The sequence below is a fragment of the Pseudonocardia sp. EC080619-01 genome (assembly GCF_001420995.1).
Classification (GTDB): domain Bacteria; phylum Actinomycetota; class Actinomycetes; order Mycobacteriales; family Pseudonocardiaceae; genus Pseudonocardia.
Window position 1 is genome coordinate 801,352 of record NZ_CP012185.1, and the last position, 21,733, is coordinate 823,084.

The 21,733-nt window shown below is 68.2% G+C and carries 23 protein-coding genes; 5 read left to right on the forward strand and 18 right to left on the reverse strand.

The genetic code is table 11. From position 1 onward, the window contains the following. Window positions 1-50 precede the first annotated feature (50 nt). Window positions 51-671: a TetR/AcrR family transcriptional regulator gene (locus AD017_RS35715; RefSeq protein WP_168172326.1), complete on the forward strand. Its 621-nt coding sequence runs from the start codon at window positions 51-53 to the stop codon at window positions 669-671. A gap of 336 nt (window positions 672-1,007) precedes the next feature. Here the strand turns inward: AD017_RS35715 and AD017_RS34080 are convergent, their stop codons facing one another. From AD017_RS34080 to AD017_RS31935, 10 genes are all read right to left on the reverse strand, one after another. Further along, window positions 1,008-1,430, reverse strand: a complete 423-nt coding sequence (locus AD017_RS34080; RefSeq protein ID WP_082538436.1) for a helix-turn-helix domain-containing protein — start codon at window positions 1,428-1,430, stop codon at window positions 1,008-1,010. Window positions 1,431-1,952: 522 nt separating this feature from the next. Further along, on the reverse strand, window positions 1,953-2,231 hold the full coding sequence (locus AD017_RS36855; protein WP_060577383.1) for a transposase: 279 nt from the start codon (window positions 2,229-2,231) through the stop codon (window positions 1,953-1,955). Between the two features lie 114 nt (window positions 2,232-2,345). Further along, entirely contained in the window at window positions 2,346-2,597 is a 252-nt protein-coding gene (locus AD017_RS36860; RefSeq protein ID WP_227012926.1) for a hypothetical protein, read from the reverse strand. Window positions 2,598-2,691: 94 nt separating this feature from the next. Continuing rightward, on the reverse strand, window positions 2,692-2,952 hold the full coding sequence (locus AD017_RS36865; protein WP_227012925.1) for a transposase: 261 nt from the start codon (window positions 2,950-2,952) through the stop codon (window positions 2,692-2,694). 141 nt (window positions 2,953-3,093) lie between these two features. Then, window positions 3,094-3,369, reverse strand: a complete 276-nt coding sequence (locus AD017_RS31910; protein WP_060577385.1) for a cytochrome C oxidase subunit IV family protein — start codon at window positions 3,367-3,369, stop codon at window positions 3,094-3,096. Further along, on the reverse strand, window positions 3,366-4,043 hold the full coding sequence (locus AD017_RS31915) for a cytochrome c oxidase subunit 3 (protein WP_227012924.1): 678 nt from the start codon (window positions 4,041-4,043) through the stop codon (window positions 3,366-3,368). Before AD017_RS31915 ends, AD017_RS31910 begins: the two co-directional genes overlap by 4 nt. Next, entirely contained in the window at window positions 4,040-4,729 is a 690-nt protein-coding gene (locus tag AD017_RS31920; RefSeq protein WP_145984157.1) for a hypothetical protein, read from the reverse strand. The genes AD017_RS31915 and AD017_RS31920 overlap by 4 nt, the downstream gene beginning before the upstream one ends. A 564-nt stretch (window positions 4,730-5,293) precedes the next feature. Next, window positions 5,294-6,265 carry a hypothetical protein gene (locus AD017_RS31925; protein ID WP_060577387.1) on the reverse strand — a complete coding sequence of 324 codons (972 nt, stop codon included), beginning with the start codon at window positions 6,263-6,265 and terminating at the stop codon, window positions 5,294-5,296. A 13-nt stretch (window positions 6,266-6,278) separates the two neighbouring features. Continuing rightward, window positions 6,279-7,304: a phosphotransferase family protein gene (locus AD017_RS31930; protein ID WP_060577388.1), complete on the reverse strand. Its 1,026-nt coding sequence runs from the start codon at window positions 7,302-7,304 to the stop codon at window positions 6,279-6,281. Continuing rightward, on the reverse strand, window positions 7,301-7,627 hold the full coding sequence (locus AD017_RS31935; RefSeq protein ID WP_060577389.1) for a hypothetical protein: 327 nt from the start codon (window positions 7,625-7,627) through the stop codon (window positions 7,301-7,303). Before AD017_RS31935 ends, AD017_RS31930 begins: the two co-directional genes overlap by 4 nt. 401 nt (window positions 7,628-8,028) lie before the next feature. Between AD017_RS31935 and AD017_RS31940 the strand changes: the two genes are divergently transcribed. Continuing rightward, complete coding sequence (locus tag AD017_RS31940; protein ID WP_060577390.1) at window positions 8,029-8,874, forward strand: hypothetical protein; 846 nt, start codon at window positions 8,029-8,031, stop codon at window positions 8,872-8,874. Window positions 8,875-8,978: 104 nt separating this feature from the next. Here the strand turns inward: AD017_RS31940 and AD017_RS31945 are convergent, their stop codons facing one another. The 4 genes from AD017_RS31945 to AD017_RS31960 form a co-directional block, all read right to left on the reverse strand. Beyond that, a complete protein-coding gene (locus AD017_RS31945; RefSeq protein WP_060577391.1) occupies window positions 8,979-9,545 on the reverse strand; it encodes an acyl-CoA dehydrogenase family protein in 567 nt (188 codons plus the stop codon). Window positions 9,546-9,581: 36 nt separating this feature from the next. Then, window positions 9,582-10,619 (reverse strand): LLM class flavin-dependent oxidoreductase, encoded by a 1,038-nt coding sequence (locus tag AD017_RS31950; RefSeq protein ID WP_227013390.1) that lies wholly within the window; start codon window positions 10,617-10,619, stop codon window positions 9,582-9,584. Continuing rightward, entirely contained in the window at window positions 10,616-11,431 is an 816-nt protein-coding gene (locus AD017_RS31955; protein ID WP_060577392.1) for an SDR family oxidoreductase, read from the reverse strand. Before AD017_RS31955 ends, AD017_RS31950 begins: the two co-directional genes overlap by 4 nt. Before the next feature lie 107 nt (window positions 11,432-11,538). Then, complete coding sequence (locus AD017_RS31960) at window positions 11,539-12,288, reverse strand: SDR family NAD(P)-dependent oxidoreductase (protein WP_060577393.1); 750 nt, start codon at window positions 12,286-12,288, stop codon at window positions 11,539-11,541. Window positions 12,289-12,522: 234 nt separating this feature from the next. Between AD017_RS31960 and AD017_RS31965 the strand changes: the two genes are divergently transcribed. Further along, a complete protein-coding gene (locus tag AD017_RS31965; protein WP_060577394.1) occupies window positions 12,523-13,332 on the forward strand; it encodes an SDR family NAD(P)-dependent oxidoreductase in 810 nt (269 codons plus the stop codon). A gap of 238 nt (window positions 13,333-13,570) precedes the next feature. On the opposite strand, the gene AD017_RS31970 is transcribed toward AD017_RS31965, so the two are convergent. From AD017_RS31970 to AD017_RS31980, 3 genes are read right to left on the reverse strand one after another with little or no spacing between them, the layout of a single operon-like run. After that, a complete protein-coding gene (locus tag AD017_RS31970) occupies window positions 13,571-14,674 on the reverse strand; it encodes an LLM class flavin-dependent oxidoreductase (protein ID WP_060577395.1) in 1,104 nt (367 codons plus the stop codon). Window positions 14,675-14,695: 21 nt separating this feature from the next. After that, entirely contained in the window at window positions 14,696-16,318 is a 1,623-nt protein-coding gene (locus AD017_RS31975) for an AMP-binding protein (RefSeq protein ID WP_060577396.1), read from the reverse strand. After that, window positions 16,318-17,211, reverse strand: coding sequence for an SMP-30/gluconolactonase/LRE family protein (locus tag AD017_RS31980; protein ID WP_168172852.1), 894 nt, complete (start codon window positions 17,209-17,211; stop codon window positions 16,318-16,320). The genes AD017_RS31975 and AD017_RS31980 overlap by 1 nt, the downstream gene beginning before the upstream one ends. Window positions 17,212-17,465: 254 nt before the next feature. Here AD017_RS31980 and AD017_RS31985 point away from each other — a divergent pair, with 254 nt between their 5' ends. Next, a complete protein-coding gene (locus AD017_RS31985; protein WP_060572134.1) occupies window positions 17,466-18,689 on the forward strand; it encodes an IS110 family transposase in 1,224 nt (407 codons plus the stop codon). Here AD017_RS31985 and AD017_RS31990 read toward each other — a convergent pair. Then, window positions 18,676-19,608: a MaoC/PaaZ C-terminal domain-containing protein gene (locus AD017_RS31990; RefSeq protein WP_082538523.1), complete on the reverse strand. Its 933-nt coding sequence runs from the start codon at window positions 19,606-19,608 to the stop codon at window positions 18,676-18,678. The genes AD017_RS31985 and AD017_RS31990 overlap by 14 nt on opposite strands. A 296-nt stretch (window positions 19,609-19,904) precedes the next feature. Here AD017_RS31990 and AD017_RS31995 point away from each other — a divergent pair, with 296 nt between their 5' ends. After that, window positions 19,905-21,515, forward strand: a complete 1,611-nt coding sequence (locus tag AD017_RS31995; RefSeq protein ID WP_060577399.1) for a class I adenylate-forming enzyme family protein — start codon at window positions 19,905-19,907, stop codon at window positions 21,513-21,515. Window positions 21,516-21,733: the final 218 nt, after the last annotated feature.

Sequence of the window (21,733 nt, forward strand, 5' to 3'; positions counted from 1 at the left end):
GCCTGGGCGCGGGTGCTTCCGCTCCGCAGCGGCCAGGCGAGAATGGGCCCATGTCAGCGGCACCGGACCGTCCGTCCAAGGGAGATCGCACCCGCCGCCGGTTGCTCGACGCGGCGGCTGCGCACCTGGCCACCAACGGGCCGGCCGGGGTCAGCCTCAGTGGGATCGCCAAGGCTGCCGGCCTGCAGACCGGCAGCGTCTACTTCCATTTCGGCTCGAAGGACGAGCTCATCGCGACTGTGCTGGAGGAAGGCTTGCGCGAGTCGCTGCGTCACCTCGAGGATGCGCTCGCTCCGCTCGCCGACGCGGACCCCGGGCCCCGCTTGTGGGCCGCCGTCCGCGCGCACCTCGACGCGCTGGTGGAGCTCAGCGACTACGCCGCCGTCGTGCTCGCGATGCCGGAGCACGACTTGGGCGGCTCGGTCGCGGTGTACCGCTCGCTCAAGCAGCAGTATGGGGCGCGCTGGACCGAGCTGGTCGAGAACGCGCAGCGGGCAGGCGCGATTGCCGCTGGACCGGATCCTCGACTCGTGCGAGACCTGTTGTTCGGAGCGATGAACGAGGGTGCCGGAGGCAGGGGACGCCCCGACCGCCCCCCGGACGATTGCACCGCCGCCGTGCGGGAGCTGCTGAGCGGACCCACTCCGTCAGCCGCTCACGTGCCCGGCTGACGTTCCGGGCGACGGGCGGCACGACCGAGCTCTCGACACAACAGCCAGACAGTCGCTCGTAGCCCGCGGCAACGAGCACGGATCAGGTGTAGTCCAATCGCGCCTGAGCCAGGCGCTCCAGGAGTTCGGGAAGGGTCGCCGGCGGGGCGCCCGCCCGCTGCAGATCGACCCAGCTCTGCTCGACAACATCGACGATGTCGTCTCGGGCGAGTTGGCCCGTCGAGATACGCGGAAGGTTCTCCTCTGTGAGGCGGCGGATGGCCTCCTCTTGAGGTCCAATCGTTTCCCAGTCACCCTCTGCTCCCTCTGCAGTGGGCGGGAGCGACGTTATAGTCGTCATGGGTTGCACCCGAGTTGTCGGTTCGGATGGGGGGTCGCGACGCCAATCGACGGCGGAGCGGCGCCAGTCGGATCGAGCGCAGGCGGACTGTTGTGGGCCAGAAGCTCACGTTTGAGGCGATCGACCTCGGCATTGGCGTCGGTGAGCCGGGACTCGCTTTCTGCCAGCGCGGTGCGGAGCTGATCGATCCACGACGCCGTTTCCAGAGGGTGCCCGTCATCGAGGAGCACCCGGAGCCGCGCAGCGTGTTTGAGCTGGTGGCGAGAGTAGCGGCGGTGCCCGCCGGCAGACCGTCCAGGATTCACCACACCGGCGCTGTCGAGGCTGCGGAGGAAGGTCGGCTCGACGTCGAGCACGTGCGCCGCCTGGCCCATTGCAACGGATGGATAGTCGGGATCATCAAGCCGGTCCAGGCTCATGCGACCGCCCTCCCTCTGCTGAGCCCCTGCTATCGCTCGCGGATGCGCTCCCACCCGGCTCCGGCCAGGATTCCATAGCCGCGCGAGTAGGCAAGTTGATCGTTCCGACAGGACAATACTACAGCCGTGACCGGATTATTGTCTCGAGCGCCGGGGGCTGGAGGATGCTGCAGCTACGGTCAGGAGGTGGTCTGAGATGACCTCTCACCCGACACACGACCTGACTGGTGACCCGCACCGACGCTGGATGACCCGGCTCGCCGTGCCACCTCACCTGCTCTCGCACGGGAGTCCCCGCTCCGAGGACACCCAGCGTTAAGGCGCGGTGCCGACGATCGCAGCCTCCCAGGGAACCGTCCATCGCAGGGTCGACCCGCGTGGCGAGCGCGCCGCGAACACGGAACTGCCGCGCAGGTAAAGCGCCCGTTGGGCCATCGCCCATCCTTCACTGCGGGCAGGGGAATCTATCCGGCCTGCAGTTCTGTCGGGTGCTCCACCTGATCGCAGGGTCGAGGGGCGGCGTCAGCCGTCAGGGATGGGAAGTGCGTGCAGGCGCGTAAACGCGACCGCGAGGTCGATTGCCCAGGGCCAGGACTGCTGGATCCGGATCCAGGTCCGGCGCTGTCCGCGGGTGATCCGAGCGGCGATGTGCAGCAACCGGTAGCGCAAGGTGTTGGGCTCGGCGTTCGCGAGATGGCCGTCCAGCAACAGCCTTGGGGTCCAAGTGATCAGGTCGACCGCGTGCATGCCCACGCTCAACCAGGCGACATTGAGCAGAACGACCGGCTGGGAAAGTCGCATCTTTGCCGCAGCGGATGCGGTCCTCGCCCCGGGGCGTGGGCACGATGCCTGGCGTCGAAGAACGCCAGCTGCCCGGCGCGGGTGTCGGTGGCGAGGCAGGTGTAGCGCCAGCCGTCACGGTTTTCCATGAGATCCAGTTGTGCGGCCCGGGTGTGGGCGTTCGCGGCGGACGATCACACGCGTCGCGGCCGGAAAGCTCGCAAGTGCTGTGGCCAGGAGCAGGCCGGTGATCTCAGCCAGTCCGGCGCCGTCGCGATGTCCGCCGTCGGCGTCGATGGCGACGGCCCAGACCCGTTTCGGGACAGCGATGATGACGGCGCGTTCGCGGTCGGTGATCGACCAGCCGACGGAGAACTCGGAGCTCACCGCCTCAGAACGAAGGCGGCGAAGGTGACCGAGGAACGCGCTACATCCGGCGGTATCGGTGCGGACCAGGACCGGACAGCCGTGGCGATGCTGGTCAGGAACCTGTGCGAGCGCGGCGTCGAGAACGGTGATGTGGTCGGCGGCGGTGTTCGCGCCGGCGTTGCCCCCGCCGGAGCTGAGCGACGAGGAACTCACCGATGCTGTCGCAAAACGCCAGCATCGAATGATGGCCGAAGGCCTTCTCGAACGTCGGCGCCTCGTGTTCCTTCTCGCTGTGGGCGATCACGATGGTCGCGTCCAGGTCGATGACCAGTACATCCACCTCGCGACCGGCCACCATCGCCAGCGGGAACATCGTCCGACCGCGGACCTCCGCGTGTTGGCCCAGCCCAGACCACTTCTCGCGACCGAGCTCATCCCGCCGCGACCTGGGCGAGCAGGCGGTGCGGTGCGCCAGCACCAGAGTTCCTCGTGTCCCAGTCTGCGCACTGCGGCATTAGAAGATGACGAGTGCGATCGTCATCGCAGCAAACAGCCCGACCCAGCCCTCGAATGCCAGCCGCAGAAGCCGTGGCGCAGTCCGCAGCTCCATAAAATCTAGGCCTACCAAGCGGATCTTGACGAAGGCGACGAGCAGGACAAGACCGAAGGTGATCCGGCTGCCGAACGGGCCCTCCACCCCGTGGTCAGTACCGAGCCACCAGGACACAACAGTGGCGAGCAACAGCGCGCCCCACACCACGACAGGTCGAGAACGCAGAACGGCCGTCATGATGAAAACCCGAGATACAACAACGGAAAGAGGACGATCCACAGCAGGTCGACCATATGCCAATAACAAGCCGCACCCTCGGCAAACGGAAGCCCACGATGCCCGACGGCACCCATCCGTAGCCGTCGCCACAGCACGAACAGCAGAACCGAGCCGACCAGCACGTGCAAGAGGTGAATACCCGTTAGAATAAAATAGAATGTAAAGAACAGGCCGACGCCGGGAGTGTTGCCCGCGGAGACCTCAGCGGTGTACTCGACCATCTTGAGAATTGTGAACAACGCAGCGCAGCCACCGGCACCCGCGACAAGCCGAGCGGCCCGCCGCTGGTGGCCCGCTCTCGCTACCGCAAGCGCCAGCACGACAAGCAATGAGCTGGTCAACAATACCAGCGTATTCACTCCGCCGATGGTCTGGTTCAAGTCCTCCCTCGAGGCCGCGAAGGTCGCGTGCTGGTCCCGTCCCATGGCCAAAAACACGACGAAGAAGACCCCGAAGAGCGTCATGTCACCGAGCAGGAAAACCCACAGCCCGGGCTCTCCCGGAGCGTGCTCCCCTTCGACCCGAACTACAGCCGGTTGCCGCGCCTCGCCGCATTCGTGGTCGGGTCGCTGTCGGAGAAACTCCGGCAGATCGCGCTCTTGAGACAACGTCGAGAGGGGATCTGGGGTCACGTCGAAACGACCTCGGGCTCGACCTTGGTGACGACAGTCCTCTCGGTGGCGATCTGCTTACGTACTGCCTGTCGAACGGCCCACCACATCAAGAATGCCCATACGGCATAGAACGTCAGGCCGAACCAGAAGACGAAAATACCGTGCCAGGCGAAGGGCCCCGACGTGAAGAAGTAGGCCAGGCATGCGGGCACGAACATGAAGCCGATCCATAGATTGGCGAACCCGACCCATCGCGGGAATACACCGCGCGCGGTGCGGTCCTCCAGCACAGCGTAACCGATCACGACATTCTGCAGGATGAACGGTGCGATCGGAGTCAAGAACATCAGCCAGGCCGCATCGTTCAGCATCACGGTGAGCTCCGGATTCCGGTCAGGCCGGAAAGCCGCGATGTTCAGAAACAACATAGGCACGAGCAGCATCACCGCTGTGACGGCTCCGAGGAGCAGTTGCAGGAAAGACAGGATCGGCACCGCGCCCTCCATCCGCAGCATCTGCACCGAGATGACAGCACACAGTGGGGCGACGAAGCTGACACCGATCGCGGCGAGGAGCAAGCCGGCCCGGACCGCCGTCGGATGTTCGCCGTAGAACGCCACGACCTCTGCAGGCGAGTCGTTCGCTGCGGGCGGGATCGGGAGCACGCCCGAGATCAGCCACCCGATGAACGCGACGACGACCATGACCGGTCCCGCCCACGCGCACACGATCTGGAGCCTGTTGGCCATCGACCTGCCTTCCCACGAACCACCACGTCGTCGCCGTCGCCGCACATCAGCGCAAATCTAATCTAACATCGGTTCATATCGTTCTGTCCAGCCGAGCACTCCGCCCGCGGCAACCGATACTCAACGACGAGCGGGTTCACCCGGCCAAGCACGTCTGAAAGACGTCGATCCCGCCCGCGGCACCGAGCTGTAAAGGCGTGCGGCTTGGCAGCCTCGGATGGGCAGCACCGGCCCTCGCGGCACCGCGCCCGAGATCGCTCTGCTGACGTGCGCGCGCCGGAGTCCTCCGGGCGGGCCCTGGGCTCCGCCGACGCGAACGGGCTCGGCACCCGCGGGTGGCCCGGATTGCCGGCAAGGACCTGACTTCTTCTTGGGCCCGGCAGCCGAGACGGTACTCGCTGCGCTCGAGGCGCGGAGGAGAGCTCGCCGCCAGAGTCTGGCCGTCTCGCTGTGAAAAGCAGATGCTGAGACGACTCCGTAGGCCGCCCTCGGCGCGCCCCGCCCCTCGTCGAGGACCGGTCAGACCGAGAGTCCCACCGGACGCCCGTCCCGCATCTGGTCCAGATACTCGGCCATACCGTTGATCGTGCGACCGTCGTCGAGTGTCCACGACATCAGACTCTCGGCGATGCGTGTGACAGCGAAATCCCCGTCGTCGCCGGCACGCCTGTTGCGGAGCGGAACCGTCACCGCGGCCCGACCGCGGACCTTCCACTGCCGAGCACCGCTCGACAACACAACGCTGATTGCTGTCTGCTCATCGCGTGCATCGCGCTCTGTCGTGATCACCACGTCGTCGAGCGCATGGGAGTTCTTCCCATCCCAGACCACGCCGCCGGTCAAGGCCGTGCCCCCAGGGCTCCCGAAGTAGGCGCCCATGAAACCGACCCCCTCGCCACAGCCGTGGACCCAGCGATAGAACCACGGCGCCTGCCAGGACCGCGGACCCCACGAGTGGTCACGCAGGCCGAACCCGCGCACCATCGTCTCCCGCCCGTCCAGCACGATCCGTCCCGTGACGGTGACGAACTGCTCGTAGTGGTTCGGTGCGAAGGAGCCCTCGTCGGTGTCGAAGCTGTGGTCGTACTCGGGCGCCACAGCCCGCACGTCGAGTCGCAGAAGGCAATCCGCCGAGGGCGCGCGACCCAGTGCGGCCCTCGGATCGTCCATCGCTGACGGATCCGCGACCAGCGACACCTGACCCGTGTAGTCGACGTCGAGGTGGTGCATCGGCTCCCGCACCGTGAGCTCCATGCCCGCCGCCGCGAACCGCTCGTTCGAGGTCCCCTCGGGCCGGACGTAGCGGAACGCGACCCCGCCATCAGGCAGGTACAGGCAGACGGTGACCTCGCCGCGACCCTCGTTGGGCCGGTTCGCCATCCGGACGAACCCGGCCATGCCCACGGTGGGGTCGTTGAAATGGACGTACATGGACTCGTTGAAGGTCGGTTCGGTACCCACCGGGTGGGTATAGTCGTCCTCGGGGCGCATGGAGCTCCTTCGCTCAGATGGCGACGAGGTCCAAGGCCTCGTCGAGCAGGTTTCGGATCGACGTCTCGAGCGCCGCCAGGTCGAGGCCTGCGTGGTCTCCCATGGCGCCGGATCGTCGTCGCAGCAGGACCCCCTGCAGCAAAGTGGCTGCCTTCCAGTGTGTGAAGGCGCGGTAGTAGGGCAACCCGGTGAGATCCAGGCCGGTCCGCTTGGCGTAGTCATCGGTGATCTCAGTGCGTGTGCGGAAGCCTCCGGCCCGGGTCGGGCTCGCCATGATCTGTGCCGGCTCGTCAGCACCGCGCCAATCATCGACCAACCAGGCGAGGTCAGCCAGAGGATCTCCCAGCGTGCACAGCTCCCAGTCCAGAACCGCGGTGATCTCCGATCCCCGGGTGAGCAGGTTGGACAGGCGGTAGTCGCCGTGTGCGATGACGGTTCGCTGCTGGCGAGGGACCCGCCGTTCCAGCTGCGCCCGACACTGCTGCCACGGCAGATCGGCGGCGGAGTCGTCGGACCAGGACGCCCAGTTGCGCACAGTACGTCGCAACTGGCGTTCGAGGTAGCCGTCGCGGGGACCGAGTTCGGCGAGACCGACGGCACCGGGATCGATGCCGTGCAGCTCGGCCAGCACGGCGATCGTGTTCTCGCTCAGGCGCAGCCGCTCGGCGAGGCTCAGAGCTGCCGCATCCTCCTCGCTGCTCAGGGCCGATCCGGGAGCGCGCTCCATGACGAAGAAGGGTCCCGAAACTCCCGCGGTGTCAGCGTCGGCGACGACCGGGGTGGGGACCGGCACGGCGGTCCCCACCAATGCGCTGATGACCCGCGCCTCGCGGCGCATGTCGTGTGCGTCCGGCGACGCACCGGGCGGAGGACAGCGCAGCACCCACTCCCGGCCCACGCTGTCGGTGACCAGTGAGGTGATGTTCGACTGTCCTGCCCCGATCCGGTCGACCGCCACCAACGGAGTGGGATCGACGTGGGCGGCCCACCACATCGCGAGCGCGGGATCGACACCCGCCGGCGCATTCGGGCTCGTCACGACTGCGGGCTGTGCACGACGCCGCCCATCTCGGCCTCGTCGGATGCGTCTCCCGGCCCGAGTCGATTCGGATCGACTGCCATCCCGAGGTGCGCGTTGCACCCTGGATTGACCGCCGTCTGCTCATCGAGCCACCGGGCTCGCCCTCTCCTCACGCCCTCGTCGAGGCCGAACTGGGCACCGGTTCGACCGGTGAGAGCGACCGCCGTACCCGCGATCGCCAGTTCGGACGGGTGAACGTCGGGATCCCGTGCGCCCTGCCCCTCCCACCCGACCCGCGTGAGGACTGTTCCGACAGCGACTGCGTGCTCCACGGCGACCATGCCCCTCCCACGATTTCTAACTGACAGTAAATCCGGACCGGCTCGAGAGCAACCGTGCCCTCGGGGGCGACACACGGTTGACCGCGATCTCGCGCGACGGTCGAGCCGGGGCGGCTTCAAGCTAAGGGCGAGTTAATCTGGATTATATTCATCTGATGGCGGGCTGGGGCAGGCAGCCTGAGCAGCGAGCACGGTCCAGATGAGCAAGACCGATCGGGTGAGGAAGGGTGGGCCTGACATTGAGACTCGCCACAGGGCAGGGCCACACGTCCCGGAGAGCACCCACGTTGGCCGCGGCAGCCGAGCCCTACGTCGTACCTGGATTCGCGCTCCTCGCAGAAGTGCGCAGAGCACACGTCGCACTCGGCAGAGCCTCACTGCATCCTTCGCCGGACCAGCACGTGCTCACCATCAGCTTCCGACCGCACGATGCCGGCGTCGACCACGATCACGACCACGCTGATGACTCCGCCACCGCCCGTCCGGATCACACGAGACTGCTCCACACTCTCGGGCTCTCCTCGACGCGGATGGACCTGCCGGCCTCGACCCCCGCCGAGGACCTGCGCGCTCTCCTGACACGCGCAAACGCCGATCCTCACGTTCTGGGGCTTCATGTGGCCGGACGACTACCTGCCCATCTCGCCCAAATCCATGACGACATGATGGGACCGAAGAACCTCGACGCCCCGACCTGGGATGCCTCCCTCACGGCCCAGGCCGCCATGCGCATCATCCAGCCGTTCCTCGGCCGAGACGTCGTCACCGCCGTAGTCGGCACCGACACTCGACTCGGCACCGAGATGACCGGGCTACTCCGGGGAGCCAACACGATGCCCATCACACTGGACCGCGGCCGTGACCTTCGGATCGTTCGCGAGGTCGATGTCATCGTCTCGACCGACCCCTCGCTCGCGGCTGACCTTAGATCGAACATTCGGCGCACGACCTCCCTTGTCGTGCACGCCTGCGGCAGCGGACCGGCACGCTCGAGCACCGAGGACAACCCGCAGGCCGTTCTGGCCGACCGGGCAAGCATCGCAGCCATCGAGGCAGCGGTATTCTCCGAGAGCGTCGCCCGTACCCTCTTCGCCTCAGCCCTTCCATCCTGGCGCTATCTCGTGGTCGGCCCCTCGGGGCGACTCACGTCTGCCATGACCGATGTGCACAACACCCTGGATGCCGCGCGGCTCACCAGCCCAGAGGTAGACGGGCAGCCCAGTCAACGAGGCCACGAGCATCGATAGCGCCACACAGGGGCCGTGTCACCGAGCGAGACGCTGGATCCGGCGGCTGAGAGCGGCCACAGCACTGCCCACGAGCGCGGTCGGCAGTCCACCAGCCCACCGGCTCAGACGTGCGATGAGCGAACGCCGTCATGACGGAGAGGCTCGGAGGCACGCGGGAGGGCACGACAACGATCACCGTCGCGCCCTCCCACAGGAGTCAGCGGCCGCGCTGGTCCAGTCGCTTGCCCAGCAGCTGTCCGGCGATCGTCGGTGACGGCGGAGCCGTGGGCGGGCTCGGTCAGCGCGATCGCCGCGGTGCGACGGCCGGCGGCGATCTCCGGCAGGTACTGCCGTTGAGCCTGCTCGTTGCCCGAAATCATCAGCACTGACGGCCCCGTGCAGGTCGTAGCGAACAGGACGTCTCCGGCCATCCACGAACCCATCGCACGACACGCCTCCTCGACGGCCAGCGAGAACTCGATGGCGTTCAAACCCTGACCGCCGTACTCGGCCGGAATGGTGATACCAGCGACGCCCATGTGCACCGAGTCCTGCACCATCTCGCCCAACGGCGCGGCGTCGTCGCGGTCGATGGCGGTCGCGTGCGGGGCCCACTTCTCGCCGAACGCTCGGGCGCGCTCGGCGAGGTCGCGCTGCGCGGGGCTCAGTTCGAAGGCGGATGCGTCCATACGAACCCTTCCTCGGTCGCGGATGACCCCGAGGTTCTAATAGAGATTGGACAGTTGCGGACAGCTGCTCGGACCGGACGTCCCCGGCCGGTCTGCCGCCCGCTCGGCCATCCGCGCGAACCTGGTGAGCTCATCCGGGATGTCTCCCGCGGGCTGGAACACCACCTCGGTGACCCCGGCAGCGGCGAGGCGATCCAGCTTGTCCCACCACCCGCGCTCGTCGAGGGCAAGCTCCAGCCGCGACACCAACTCCCCGGTGACGAACGGCCGGTCGCGATCGTTGGCGAAGCACAGGTGCCCCGTGTGCAACGCGATGTGTTGCTCCCCCGCCGGGACGTCCGCATAGGCCCGGCGCCATCGGGTGAGCTCGGTGTCGTCGGACGTTGGATCGGCCGATCCGATGGGGTAGTGCCCGGCGAAGACGGCAGCCGCGGCACCGGCGCCCGCCAGGACTCGCTCCGAATCAGGAGACTCACCTTCGGCAAGCACCGTGCCCCAGGCCAACGACGGGCTGCGCGCGAATCCCGGCACGGGTGTGGCACCGCCGAACACGCCGTCACCCAGCTCACGCGCCACGGCGACACCTTTCGGACCCGCCGCCGCGACCAGAACCTCGAGGTCCACTGGGCGGACCGCCGCGTAGCCGTCACCATGCATCATCGCGATCCGCGCGCCATCCCAGTCGATCGTCTCGCCGCGGAGCAACGCTCGCAGTCCAGCGACATACTCGCGGACCTCTGCCCAGCGAAGCGGGCGCCGCCCGACGCCGAGCCGCGCAGTCCGACCGGACCCGACGGCGACCGACACCCGCTCGGAACCGACGATGCCGGCCAGCCCGGCGATCGCGGCGGCATTGGTCATCAGATGCCGGTTGCTCGGGACGAGCACGGCGGGTCCGAGCACGATTCGCTCGGTGCGGTCCGCTGCACGGTAGAGCTGGCCCCAGACGTCGGGGTAGAGCGCCGGGGAGTCGTAGAAGTACGCCCTGCGGTAGCCGAGGGCCTCGGCCACAGCAGCGTGTCGGTGTGAGTCGAGCGAGGTCGCGAACGCACACGAGACGGTCAGCGCTGTCACCAGATCAACCGACCCGCGTCGACCGGGATGAGGGCTCCGGTGACGAACCGGGCCTCATCCGACACCAACCAGGCCACGGCGTCGGCGATGATCGACGGCGGTCGCTCGGTGCTCCCGCCGAGTACCTGCCGGGAACCCTGACCGAACACGTAAGGCCAGTACTCGAGAGACTTCTCGAAGTTGCCGCCCTCGCGGATCGGAGTGTCGACCGAGCCCGGATTCACCGTGTTCACCCGGATCTCGTGTGGTCCGAGCTCGTGGGCGAGGACCTTCATCAGCATCTGCATGCCACTCTTCGCCGCGCAGTACGCGACCGCCCCCGGCTGCGGGACCACGGCGTTGACCGACGACGTGAAGACGACCGACCCGCCGCGACCACCCGCGATGATCTTCGGCACGAAGGCCTTCTGGACCTTCCACGCACCGGTGAGCAGCACGTCGATACTCTCCTGCCAGGACTCCTCCGGGAGCTCCCAACTGTTGCGGTCGACCGTCCAGATCCCGTGGTTGACCACCAGGATGTCGACCCGCCCGAAGTCAGCGGCCGCCGCGTCCGCCAGGGCCGTCAGGCCGGTCAGATCACGGGCGTCGAGCTTCTCGACCCGACAACGTCGGTCCAATGCCTCGACCTGCGCGGCGGTCTCCTCGAGCTCACCCAACGTGGCGGCCGGCGCTCGCGTGTAGGCGAACGCATCGCAGACGTCGAACGCCACGATGTCTGCCCCCTCCTGCGCCAAGCGCACCGCGTGCGCACGTCCCTGGCCACGAGCGGCACCCGAGACCACAGCGACCTTGCCGTCCAGACGTCCCATCAGGTCCTCCTCCTCTGTGGGCCACACCCACGAAGCGATGCCCGCTCGGGCTCGGTCGAGCCCCTGCACGTCCCAGCACCGCATGTCGGGCGCCGGCACGCGCGGGGTCAGCGCGCGGTGTGCCCGCCGTCGACGGCGTAATACGCGCCGGTGACGAATGCCGACGCGGGCGAGGCCAGGAAGGCCACGACCTCGGCGACCTCCGCCGCAGTGGCCAGCCGACCCATCGGCTGACGATTGCGTAAGGCCGTCATCGCCTCGTCGTCCCGCTCAGCGATCAGGGGCGTATCGACCCAGCCCGGCCCCACCGCATTGACCCGGATCCCAGCAGAGGCGTAGTCGAGCGCGGCCGCGCGGGTCAGCCCGACGACACCGTGCTTGGCCGCCACGTAGGCACCGGATCCCGCATTACCCACGACGCCGAGGACCGAGGCGACATTCACGATGGAGCCGCCGCCCCGGACCACCATCGACGCGATCTCGGCCTGCATGCTGTGGAAAACACCGTCGAGATTGACCGACAGGACGTGCCGCCAGGTCGCGACGTCGATCTCTCCGACCGGGCGGGGGCCGCCCGCTCCGACGCCGGCGTTGTTCACCGCGACATCGATCCCGCCATGGTCCCGAACCACCGAGTCGACGACCTCGTGGAGCCGATCGGGGTCGGTCACGGTACCCACCACCGGCACCCCGCCAATCGCAGCGGCCACCCTCTCAGCGGGTCCGGCGTCTCGATCCAGCACGACGACCGTCGCCCCACGCTCGGCGAGCAACGTCGCCACCGCCGCGCCGATACCCGATCCGGCGCCGGTCACCATGGCGACACGCCCCTCGAACGTACCGGTCACGCCAACCATCCCAAGACGTATCCACTATTGGAGCCGATCATCTCCGCAACGTAGGTAGCCATCTCCGCACTGTCAATGCAGGGCCCGCACCGACGCTCCTGGCCGCCCCGTGCGCGACATCGCCTGCGCCATAGCCTTCCGACCGGGCGGTCGACTAGGCTGTCCAGCAACGCCTCCTTGAACATTTCCTGTTGGAGGTCGCAACACTGGCCGACCGTTCGGTCGGAGTACGGAGGACACGTCATGGCGGACTTCGCCGAGAAGGTGGTCATCGTGACCGGCGGCGCCAACGGGATGGGCGAAGCCACCGCGCACCGCTTCGCCCAGGCGGGCGCCAACGTGGTGATCGCCGACTACGACACCGAGCGCGGACCGCTCGTGGAGACCGCGATCAAGGAGGCAGGCGGCACGGCCTGGGCGATCACCACCGACATCCGTGAAGAGACGCAGGTCGGGTCCATGGTGAACCACGTACTCGACCGGTGGGGCCGGATCGACGTCGTGGACAACAACGCCGCCTCCCTCGAGCTGGCGGGACAGGACCCGGCAGTCGGAGATCTCGGCCAGGAACTCCTGCTCGACACCTTCCGCGGGAACCTGTTCGCGATGGTCTCGGTGACCCGGGCCGTCCTGCCGACGATGCTCGCCCAGGGCAAGGGCACGATCGTCAACATCGCGTCGGTGTCGGGCATGCGCGGCGAGCTCAACCTGAGTGCCTACGGCATGTCCAAGGCCGCGGTCATCCAGTTCACCCGGGCAGTCGCCACCCAATACAGCAGGCACGGCATCCGGTGCAACGCGATCGCCCCGTCCTACGTGCGTACCCGCAACAACCGCGAATACGGGCCCACCGACCTGGACCGCATCTACAGCCGTGCCTCCGCCGAGCCCGCCAACCCCGCTCCCGACGACATCGCCTCGGTCGCGTTGTTCCTCGCCTCCGACGAGGCGCGCATGATCACCGGGCACGTCGTCCCGGTCGATGCCGGCCTCATCGCTACCTCACCGATCGTCCCGGACTACCGCGACTGGATCGCCTCGCAGGCGAGCTGAGACCCGGGGCCAACGTCGGCCGTTCCCGGCCTTGTCGGCGACGAGAACGGCTCGGATCCCGGCGTACCTGAAAGGAAGGGCCGCGCCCGCGCCCGGGCCCGGGCCCGGGCCCTCTTTGGTCACGACATCCAGCCGCCATTCATCCTCGACACACCGCGCTCGCCGGGCGACCCGCCCTGGGATCGCCGAGGTTCCTTCGCGAGACACGTGGACTCGGGCCCGACCAGGTGGCCACCGATCAGGTGCCGACGCCCACGCGCACCCCGATGTCGCGGTGCGGGTCCACAGCCAGCAGCTTGGGCAGCACTCGATCCACATAGGTGTCGAGGGAGCGCTGGGCTACCTCGTGCGGCATGCCGCCGAAGCAGAAGAGGTTGATCACGCCGCCGGCGTCGAGCTCGCGAACCCGCTCGACGGTCTGCTCCACGAGTTCCTCGGGCGTGCCGCCCATCTGCAGGTCGGCGAGGAACCGGTTGAACTGGGGCAGTCCGTGCTTCTCGATGTTGCGCCGCAGGCCCGCGTAGTACTCGTAGCCGTTGATGTGCTCGAGCCGCGGGTTCGTGAACTCGTAGTGGTCGATGGTGGAGCGGGCGTACCCCACGGAGTACTCCTCGTGCAGCTCACGAGCACGCCCGGGGTCGGCGTCGATCGTCGTGTAGTTCACCAACACCGGCTGCGGTGGCTCGACGCCGTTGATCTCCTGGTAGAGCTCGCGGTACTCCGCGGTCTCACGGACGGTGACCTCCCAGGGCTTCTGGGCGATGAGCATCAGGCCGTACCCCAGCGTCGCCATGATCTTCGCCGATTCCGGTGAGACCGCGGACGCGTAGGTCCGGCCGCGGAAACTCGTCAGCGCAGGTGGGTGCAGCTCGGCCCGAGGCTGCTTGTACAGCTCGCCGTCGAACTCGATGGCGCCGCTCTCCAGCGAATCCGAGATCGCCGTCGCGTACTCGACGAACCGCTGACGCGACTCGCCCATGTCCAGCCGGAAGTTGTCGAACTCGATCGATCCGAGCCCGCGGCCGAGCCCCATCACGACCCGGCCACCGGACACGGAGTCCAGCCAGGCGATCTCCTCGGCCACCCGCACCGGGTCGTGCCAGGGGAGCACCATCACCATGGTGCCGAGACGCACGTGCGTCGTGCGCCCCGCCATGTAGGTCAGGAACTGCGCCGGGTTCGGCATCATGTGGTAGTTGGTGAAGTGGTGCTCCGCCGTCCAGACCGAGCCGAAACCGCGCGGTTCCGCCTGGTCGGCCAGCTCCAGACCACGGGCGACCACGTCGTGGTCGCTGCGGCCCGGCTCGAGGTTCTGGAAGAAGACACCCATTCCGACGTGCACGGGTAGCTACACCCCTCTCGTTCAGTGGGTCAGCTCGACGCCGACCCGCTCGCGGTCCCAGAGCTCGTCGCGATGCGCGACGGCCCAGTCCTTCAGCTTGTACTTCTCGACCCGCGTGTTCGGCGTCTTCGGCAGCTCGTCGACGTACTCGACGAACCGCGGCACCATGAAGAACGCCATTCCCCGGTCGCAGTAGCGCACCAGTTCCACGGGGTCTCGCGGCGCTCCGGCTGCCGGGACAACGAAGATCATCACGTCGTCCTCCCCCAGCTCCGAGGGCACCGGTATCGCCGCGACCTCCTGCACCCCGGGATGGCGAACCAGGATGCCCTCCATCTCGTGGGCAGAGATGTTCTCCCCGCGCCTGCGGATCACGTCCTTGATCCGGTCGATGAAGTGCAGGTAACCGTCTTCATCGAGGTAGCCGCGGTCACCACTGTGGAACCAGCCGCCGCGCAGCGCACGCTCGGTGGCCTCGGGCATGTCGTGATACCTGGTCAGCATGGCCCCCGGGTCGTCAGCAGCGACGAGGATCTCCCCCGGGATACCCACGGGCTGGTCCACGTCGTGCTCGTCGACCACCCGCACCCGCGCGCCGGGCGCGGGGCGCCCGGCCGAGCCGGCCTTCTCGATCGGCGAGTCCGCGTCCATGATCGTGACCAGGAACGTCTCGGTGGCCGCGAACGCCGACACGACCTGGATGCCGTAGCGCTCCCGGAACTCCCGGACCAACGTGGCCGGGGCCGGAGCGATCAGTGCCAGGCGGACCCGGTGATCCCGGTCAGCTGCGCCCGCCTCGAGCTTGAGCACGACGTTCGCCATCGTCCCGATGAAGTTGAACTCGGTGGCCCCGCTGGACCGGATCTCCGACCAGAAAGTGCGGGCTGAGAACCGTGCGGCCAACGCGACGGCAGCGTCCGCGGCCAGCGCGGCGTAGCAGGTGTACCAGAGCGCGTTGGCGTGGAAGAGCGGCAGACATGTGTACAGGACATCGTCGGAGCGGTACCCGTACGCCGTCGCCACCTGCTTCCCGACACCGATCGGCTGGCTGTGGGGCGAGACCACGCCTTTCGACGGTCCGGTCGTGCCCGAAGTGAACATGATGTAGGCGGGGTCGCTCGCTGCGACAGCGACGTCCGGCACGCCGGCGCCTGCCGCGAGGAGATCGTCGAGGCTGCGGACGGGCCGCTTCAGTGAGGCCAGGGCGGCAACGGTGTCACCCCCTGGCTCTACGACGACCAGCCGTTCCAGCGAGTCCGGGACGGCCGGCAGCCCGCCGATCCGCCCCGCGAAGCTCGCGCCGAGCACCAGCGCAGAGCTGCCGGACTGGGTCAGGTAGTAGGCAAGCAACTCGCCTTTGGCGGCGGTGTTGATCGTCACGACCACCGCGCCGATCCTGCCGAGGCCGAAGCACGCCCAGAGGAACTCGGGACTGTTGTCCAGCATCAGGGCCACGCGATCGCCGTGGCGCACCCCGTCCGCCGCGAACGCCGCGGCATAACGGTCCGCAAGGCCATCGACGTCGGCGTAGGAGTAGGCGACTCCGTCGAAGGTGAGATAGGTGCGGTCGCCGTTGCGCGCCGCGGCCACGCGGAGCAACGCACCGATCGTCGCCGGTGCGGTGGTCACGTTCTCGTCGACCATCAGTCCCGCCCCGCGCCGAACAGAGGAAGCGGCCGAGCGTCGACCTCCAGCGTCGCCAGTCGCCTCCCGGTGCCGTGTGTGATCCAGAGCGTGCCTTCGGTCAGACAGACGTTGGTCGGGTCCGAGTGAACGCCCGTCTCCAGGACGTCGACGAGCTGCCGGTCCGGTCCGATGACGGCGATCGCGTCCCCGACCGCGCCGCAGACGTAGAGCGTGCCGTCTTCGGTGAAGCACATGCCATCCGGGAGCACGGGCTCGGGTAGCTGGCAGTAGAGCTCCGGCTCGCCGACCGTGCCGTCAGCCCTCAGCGGGAACGAGACCAGACGCAGGAGCACCGTTTGGGCGACGACCAGGTGCTCTCCGTCCGGGGTGACGGCGAGGCCGTTGGGGAAATCGGACACGTCGGCCAGCCGGACGACCTCGCCGTCCGCGGCCCGCAGGTAGAGCGCGCCGTGCCGGTAGCCGGGAGGCGAGGATCGGAAGTCTGTCTCCTCGGTGAAGAAGACCTCCCAGTTGCCCGAGTCAGTGAAGTAGAGCGAGCCGCCCGGGCCGAAGCACAGGTCGTTGGGTCGGTGCGGGTGCGCGCCCGGCAGACCAGCCACGAAGTCCGAGACCTCCCCGTCCAGCCCGACCCGTTGGATGCAGCCGTCGAGGGCGTCGTCGGCGGTCCAGAGGTCGTGGTTACGGTCCGGGCCGATACCGCCGTTGTTGGCGACATAGAGCGCACCGTCCGGGCCGCGGGCCATGCCGTTGGGTGCGCCGGGGACCTTGGCGATCGGCCGGCGGGTACGGCCCTCCGCCACCGAGATGCGCTGGCCGCCGACCTCGGTGAACGCGACCCGGCCGTCCGGCAAGGCGACAGGCCCCTCGCCGAAATCGATGTCGTCGGCCACGGTCACGAGTCGGGAGCTGATGTCGGTCATGGGTTGTCCCTAAGGTCGTAGGTGTTCGGGGTTGGTGCCCCGGATGCCCGGGACGACGGGGTGTGGCTGATGAGGTGTTGTCGCTTCGGTGGCTCGGAAGGAATGGCCGCCCCGTCGTGCTGGACAGGCCTGGCCACTGATTCGGATCTGTGCGGACCGTCGCTGATTAGGGACCTGATGGCGGGTTGTCCACGGGCGTGACCTGCAACGACAGGAGCCTGCGCGTGGCGCAACGGCCAGTGATCTGGATCGGGATCGACGTCGGGAAGAGGACGCACCATGCGTGCGCGATCGATACCGACGGCAAGGTGGTGTTCTCCCGCAAGGTCAGCAACGACCAGGCCGCGATCGAGGCGTTGCTGGCCCGCGCTGCGGAAGCGGCCCAGGACGTGCGGTGGGCCATCGACCTGACCTGCAGCTATGCGGCGCTGCTGCAGGTGGTCCTCACCGCGGCCGACCAGCAGGTGGTCTATGTCCCCGGTCGGGTCGTCGACCGGATGAGCGGCGTGTTCCGGGGCGAGGCCAAGACCGACGCCCGTGACGCGAAGGTCATCGCCGAGACCGCCCGCATGCGCGGCGCCGACCTCACCACGGTCACCGCCACTGATGAGACCACTGCCGAACTGGCCCGGCTCGTGGCCCATCGCGAGGACCTGATGGCCGACTGGGTGCGCGGGGTCAACCGGCTGCGTGACCTGCTCGGGTCGATCTTTCCCGGTCTCGAGGCGGCATTCGACTATTCCACCCGCAGCGCTCTGGTGCTGGTCACCGGGTTCCAGACACCCCAGGCCCTCCGGGACGCCGGCGAGGCAGGGGTGATCGAGTACCTGCGTGCCCATCGGGCGTGGGCACCGGGTATTGCTGCGATGGCCGCCACCGCGGTCGAGGTCGCCCACGCCCAGACCGTGGCACTGCCCAGCGAGACGCGGACCGCGATCCTTGTTGCCGGCCTGGCCCGACGACTGCTGGAACTCGACCGGGAGATCAAGGACACCGACAAGCTGATCACCACCGTGTTCCGCTCCCACCCGGACGCGGCGATCATCGAGTCGCTGCCCGGTCTCGGACCCATCCTGGGCGCGGAGTTCCTCACCGCCACCCACGGCGGTGTCGGCCCTGAACTGGGCGGATTCACCTCTCCAGGGCGGCTGGCCTCCTACGCCGGACTCGTCCCGGTGCCCCAGGACTCCGGCCGGATCAGCGGGAACCTGCGTCGCCCACGACGCTACAACCGCCGCCTGCGGCGAGTGTTCTACATGGCCGCACTGTCCAGCCTCAAGGTCAATGGCCCGTCCCGGGCCTTCTACCAGCGCAAACGCAGCGAAAGAATGCTTCATACCCAGGCTCTGCTCGCCTTGGCCAGACGCCTGGTCGACGTCCTGTGGGCCCTGCTGCGTGACCGGAGGATGTTCACCATCACCGCACCACAACCCGCTATCGCGGCTTGACACGGTCATTCGGATTCCTTTCGAGGCTGAGGTCGGCGGAGAGGACCGCTCCACGCGGGCCGGACGCATGGACGCTCACATCGGGCGGTGCGACTCCAAGGGTGTGGACCACGCTGTCTCCTGGAACTGAAGGCCCGCGGAGCCGCAGCGCGAGCCGTCGGATCCGCGACCCGAGTCCGAACTCCTGCCGCACCAACTGCTCGCAGATCCCGGCGTGGGTCAGGATGTTGACCACGATGTCCGGTGCGCCGTGGGCTCGGGCGTGAGCAGGGTCGTGGTGGACGGGCTCGAAGTCCCGAGTCGCGAGCGCCCCCGCGACGACGAACGAGGCGGTCACCGACAGCTCCAGCGAGCCGGCCGAAGCGCCCCGCGGTGGTTCGAGGAAGCTCCCCCGGTCGCGGCGCCCGGCGGCCGATCCCCGTCGGAAGTAGAGCAACGTCATCTCCTGCCGGCCGACCAAGCGTCCCGCGGCGTCGCGGAACGTCTCCCCGAACCGCACGAACCGGCCCGGCCCGACAGCGGTGTGCCGCACGTCCGAAACGCCCTCGACAACACTCTCCGCTGACACCGTCTCCCCCACCCGTAGAGGCCGCTCGTACTCGTGGACGAGCTCGGTGGCGAGGATCCCGGACAGTCCTTCGACGGCGCGGCGGCGTGCCAGCCGAGCTCCCGCCCCCGACCAGCGGCTGTCGTCGGTGGTCGCCGCGTAGCCCGGCATCGTCCAGACGGGCAGCATGCTCGACGGAGCTGTGCCCGCTGCGGCGGTGCCGCCGATCACGTCGAGCCAGTCGTCGATTCGTCCGGCTGTGACCGTGCCGGGGCTGCGGGTGGCGCCCGCAGGTCCGATCGGCGCACCACGCAGGGAGGCCCAGGAATCCGGCCGGGGTACCTGTGGTGGTGGTGCGGTGACGTCGCGCATCGAAGACCTCTTCGTCGAACAATGGGCGGATCCATCATCGACGTGTGCTGGTCGTCACTCCATCGAGGCGGACAGAGGATCGCGCCCGGGCAGTGAAGTCGCTGCTCAGCGAGTCAGAGATGCCAACGAGTCGTTGACGGATGCCGGTGGTCGCCCTGTGCGAACTGGGCCATTCGGACGTTGCGTGCGTCACGCTTGCTCACTATTCTAATATAGATTCGACCTTGTCGAGCGGCCGGGACTCCGGCCGCTCCCCGGTCCCACCGCGACGTCGCAGTGTCTGGAAGGACGGGCCCATGTCCGATCGCGCGTATCTCCCCGCGGACACCACCATCCCGTTGGCCGAGCTCACCGTCGGGCAGCTGCTCGCCGAGCGCGCCGCGCAGCATCCGGACCGGACGGCACTGATCGGCACCCGCCACGGCTCCGGCGACCAGCTGCGTCTGAGCTACTCGGAGCTGTTGGAGGAAGCCGAGAGGGTCGCGACCGCGCTGCGGCGACTCGCCGATCCGGGCGACTTCGTCGCGCTCTGGGCACCGAACGTCGCCGAGTGGCCCATCGTGCAGTACGGCGCCGCATTCGCCGGTGTCACCCTGGTCGCCGTCAACCCGGTGCTGCGGGCACACGAGCTGGAGTACGCCCTGCGCCACTCCGGCTCCACGGTCCTCCTCCACGCCGATACCAGCCGCGACTACGACATGGCCGCGGTGGCCAAGCAGATGGGCGAGACGTTTCCGGCTCTGACCGTCCTCAGTCTCTCGGACGTCGAGCACTGGCGGGCCGAGACAATCGACCGCACCGTGCTCGACATGGCACCGACCGACCCGGGCCTCCCGGTCATGCTCCAGTACACCTCCGGCACGACCGGCCGGCCCAAGGGTGTGCTGCTACGACACCGCTCACTGGTCAACGTCGCCCGTCTGACCCTCGACGCGGCAGGGGTCGAGAACGGCGCGGTCTGTGTCAATCCGCTCCCGATGTTCCATACCGCCGCGTGCGTGGTCGGCACCCTCGGCCCGCTCTGGGCCGGTGGCACGGAGATCCTCATCGAGCAGTTCCTACCGGCAACCGTCCTCGCCGCGATGCGGACCGAGAACGCCTCGGTCCTGTTCTACGTGCCGGCCGTACTGGGGGCCTTGATCGAAGCGCAGCGTGCGTCCGAGCAGCCGGCTCCGCTCCTGCGCACCGTGCTGGGCGGTGCATCCAACGTGCCGCCCGCGTTGATCGAGGCAGCGGAGAAGATGTTCGGCGCCTCGGTGATCAACCTGTACGGGCAGACCGAGCTCTCCCCCACCCTCACCGCGACCCGCCCGGACGACACCCGCTCAGATCAGCTCGGCACCGTCGGCCATCCGCTCGCCCAGGTCGATGTGAAGATCGTCGATCCGGCGACCGGCGACGTCGTCGCCCAGAACACCCCCGGGGAGATCTGCGCCCGCGGCTACCAACAGCTGGTCGAGTATCTGCACGACCCAGATGCGACCTCGGCCGCGGTCGACGCGGAGGGGTTCGTCCACACCGGAGACCTCGGCGCGATGGACGAACGCGGCTACATCCGACTCACCGGACGCCTCAAGGAGCTGATCATCCGCAAGGGCGAGAACATCGCCCCCGCCGAGATCGAGTCGTCCCTCCTCGAGTTGGACGGTATCGCCGAGGCCGTCGTCGTCGGAGTGCCGGACGAGCAGCTCGGCGAGCTGGTCGCCGCGGTCGTGCGAGTGGACGGGGACACACCGGCCGACCTACGGGACCGGCTCGTGAGCCACGCCAAGGAGCGGCTCTCTCCCTACAAGGTCCCAGCCCGCTGGTTCGTGACCGACGAATTCCCGCTGACCCCCACGCAGAAGGTCCAGAAGTTCCGCGTAGTCCAAGCCCTCTCCACCGGCGAACTACACGAACTGGGCTGAACAACCGTCTCGCCACCGCCGGGTGGACCCGCTGTGGCGAGACGTGAACGACCGGGGCGAGCTAGGGAATCCGGACAGCGCAGCGGCCACCACGCCCCGCTTCCGACCGCTTCAGGGCAGCGCCCTCAGCGGGCGGATAGCGCTCCACATCGATCGTGATGCGCCCCGGAACGGGCGAGGACCACGGTGTCGATCAGATCCGGGCGCGCCGCAGATGG

What these genes read in the sequence shown, in the direction of transcription:
- AD017_RS35715 (WP_168172326.1), top strand. Translation starts at nt 51, where the DNA reads ATGTCAGCGGCACCGGACCGTCCGTCCAAGGGAGATCGCACCCGCCGC.
- AD017_RS34080 (WP_082538436.1), bottom strand. Translation starts at nt 1,430, where the DNA reads ATGAGCCTGGACCGGCTTGATGATCCCGACTATCCATCCGTTGCAATG.
- AD017_RS36855 (WP_060577383.1), bottom strand. Translation starts at nt 2,231, where the DNA reads ATGCGACTTTCCCAGCCGGTCGTTCTGCTCAATGTCGCCTGGTTGAGC.
- AD017_RS36865 (WP_227012925.1), bottom strand. Translation starts at nt 2,952, where the DNA reads ATGTTCCCGCTGGCGATGGTGGCCGGTCGCGAGGTGGATGTACTGGTC.
- AD017_RS31910 (WP_060577385.1), bottom strand. Translation starts at nt 3,369, where the DNA reads ATGACGGCCGTTCTGCGTTCTCGACCTGTCGTGGTGTGGGGCGCGCTG.
- AD017_RS31920 (WP_145984157.1), bottom strand. Translation starts at nt 4,729, where the DNA reads ATGGTCGTCGTCGCGTTCATCGGGTGGCTGATCTCGGGCGTGCTCCCG.
- AD017_RS31925 (WP_060577387.1), bottom strand. Translation starts at nt 6,265, where the DNA reads ATGCGCCCCGAGGACGACTATACCCACCCGGTGGGTACCGAACCGACC.
- AD017_RS31935 (WP_060577389.1), bottom strand. Translation starts at nt 7,627, where the DNA reads ATGGTCGCCGTGGAGCACGCAGTCGCTGTCGGAACAGTCCTCACGCGG.
- AD017_RS31945 (WP_060577391.1), bottom strand. Translation starts at nt 9,545, where the DNA reads ATGGACGCATCCGCCTTCGAACTGAGCCCCGCGCAGCGCGACCTCGCC.
- AD017_RS31955 (WP_060577392.1), bottom strand. Translation starts at nt 11,431, where the DNA reads ATGGGACGTCTGGACGGCAAGGTCGCTGTGGTCTCGGGTGCCGCTCGT.
- AD017_RS31960 (WP_060577393.1), bottom strand. Translation starts at nt 12,288, where the DNA reads ATGGTTGGCGTGACCGGTACGTTCGAGGGGCGTGTCGCCATGGTGACC.
- AD017_RS31965 (WP_060577394.1), top strand. Translation starts at nt 12,523, where the DNA reads ATGGCGGACTTCGCCGAGAAGGTGGTCATCGTGACCGGCGGCGCCAAC.
- AD017_RS31975 (WP_060577396.1), bottom strand. Translation starts at nt 16,318, where the DNA reads ATGGTCGACGAGAACGTGACCACCGCACCGGCGACGATCGGTGCGTTG.
- AD017_RS31990 (WP_082538523.1), bottom strand. Translation starts at nt 19,608, where the DNA reads ATGCGCGACGTCACCGCACCACCACCACAGGTACCCCGGCCGGATTCC.
- AD017_RS31995 (WP_060577399.1), top strand. Translation starts at nt 19,905, where the DNA reads ATGTCCGATCGCGCGTATCTCCCCGCGGACACCACCATCCCGTTGGCC.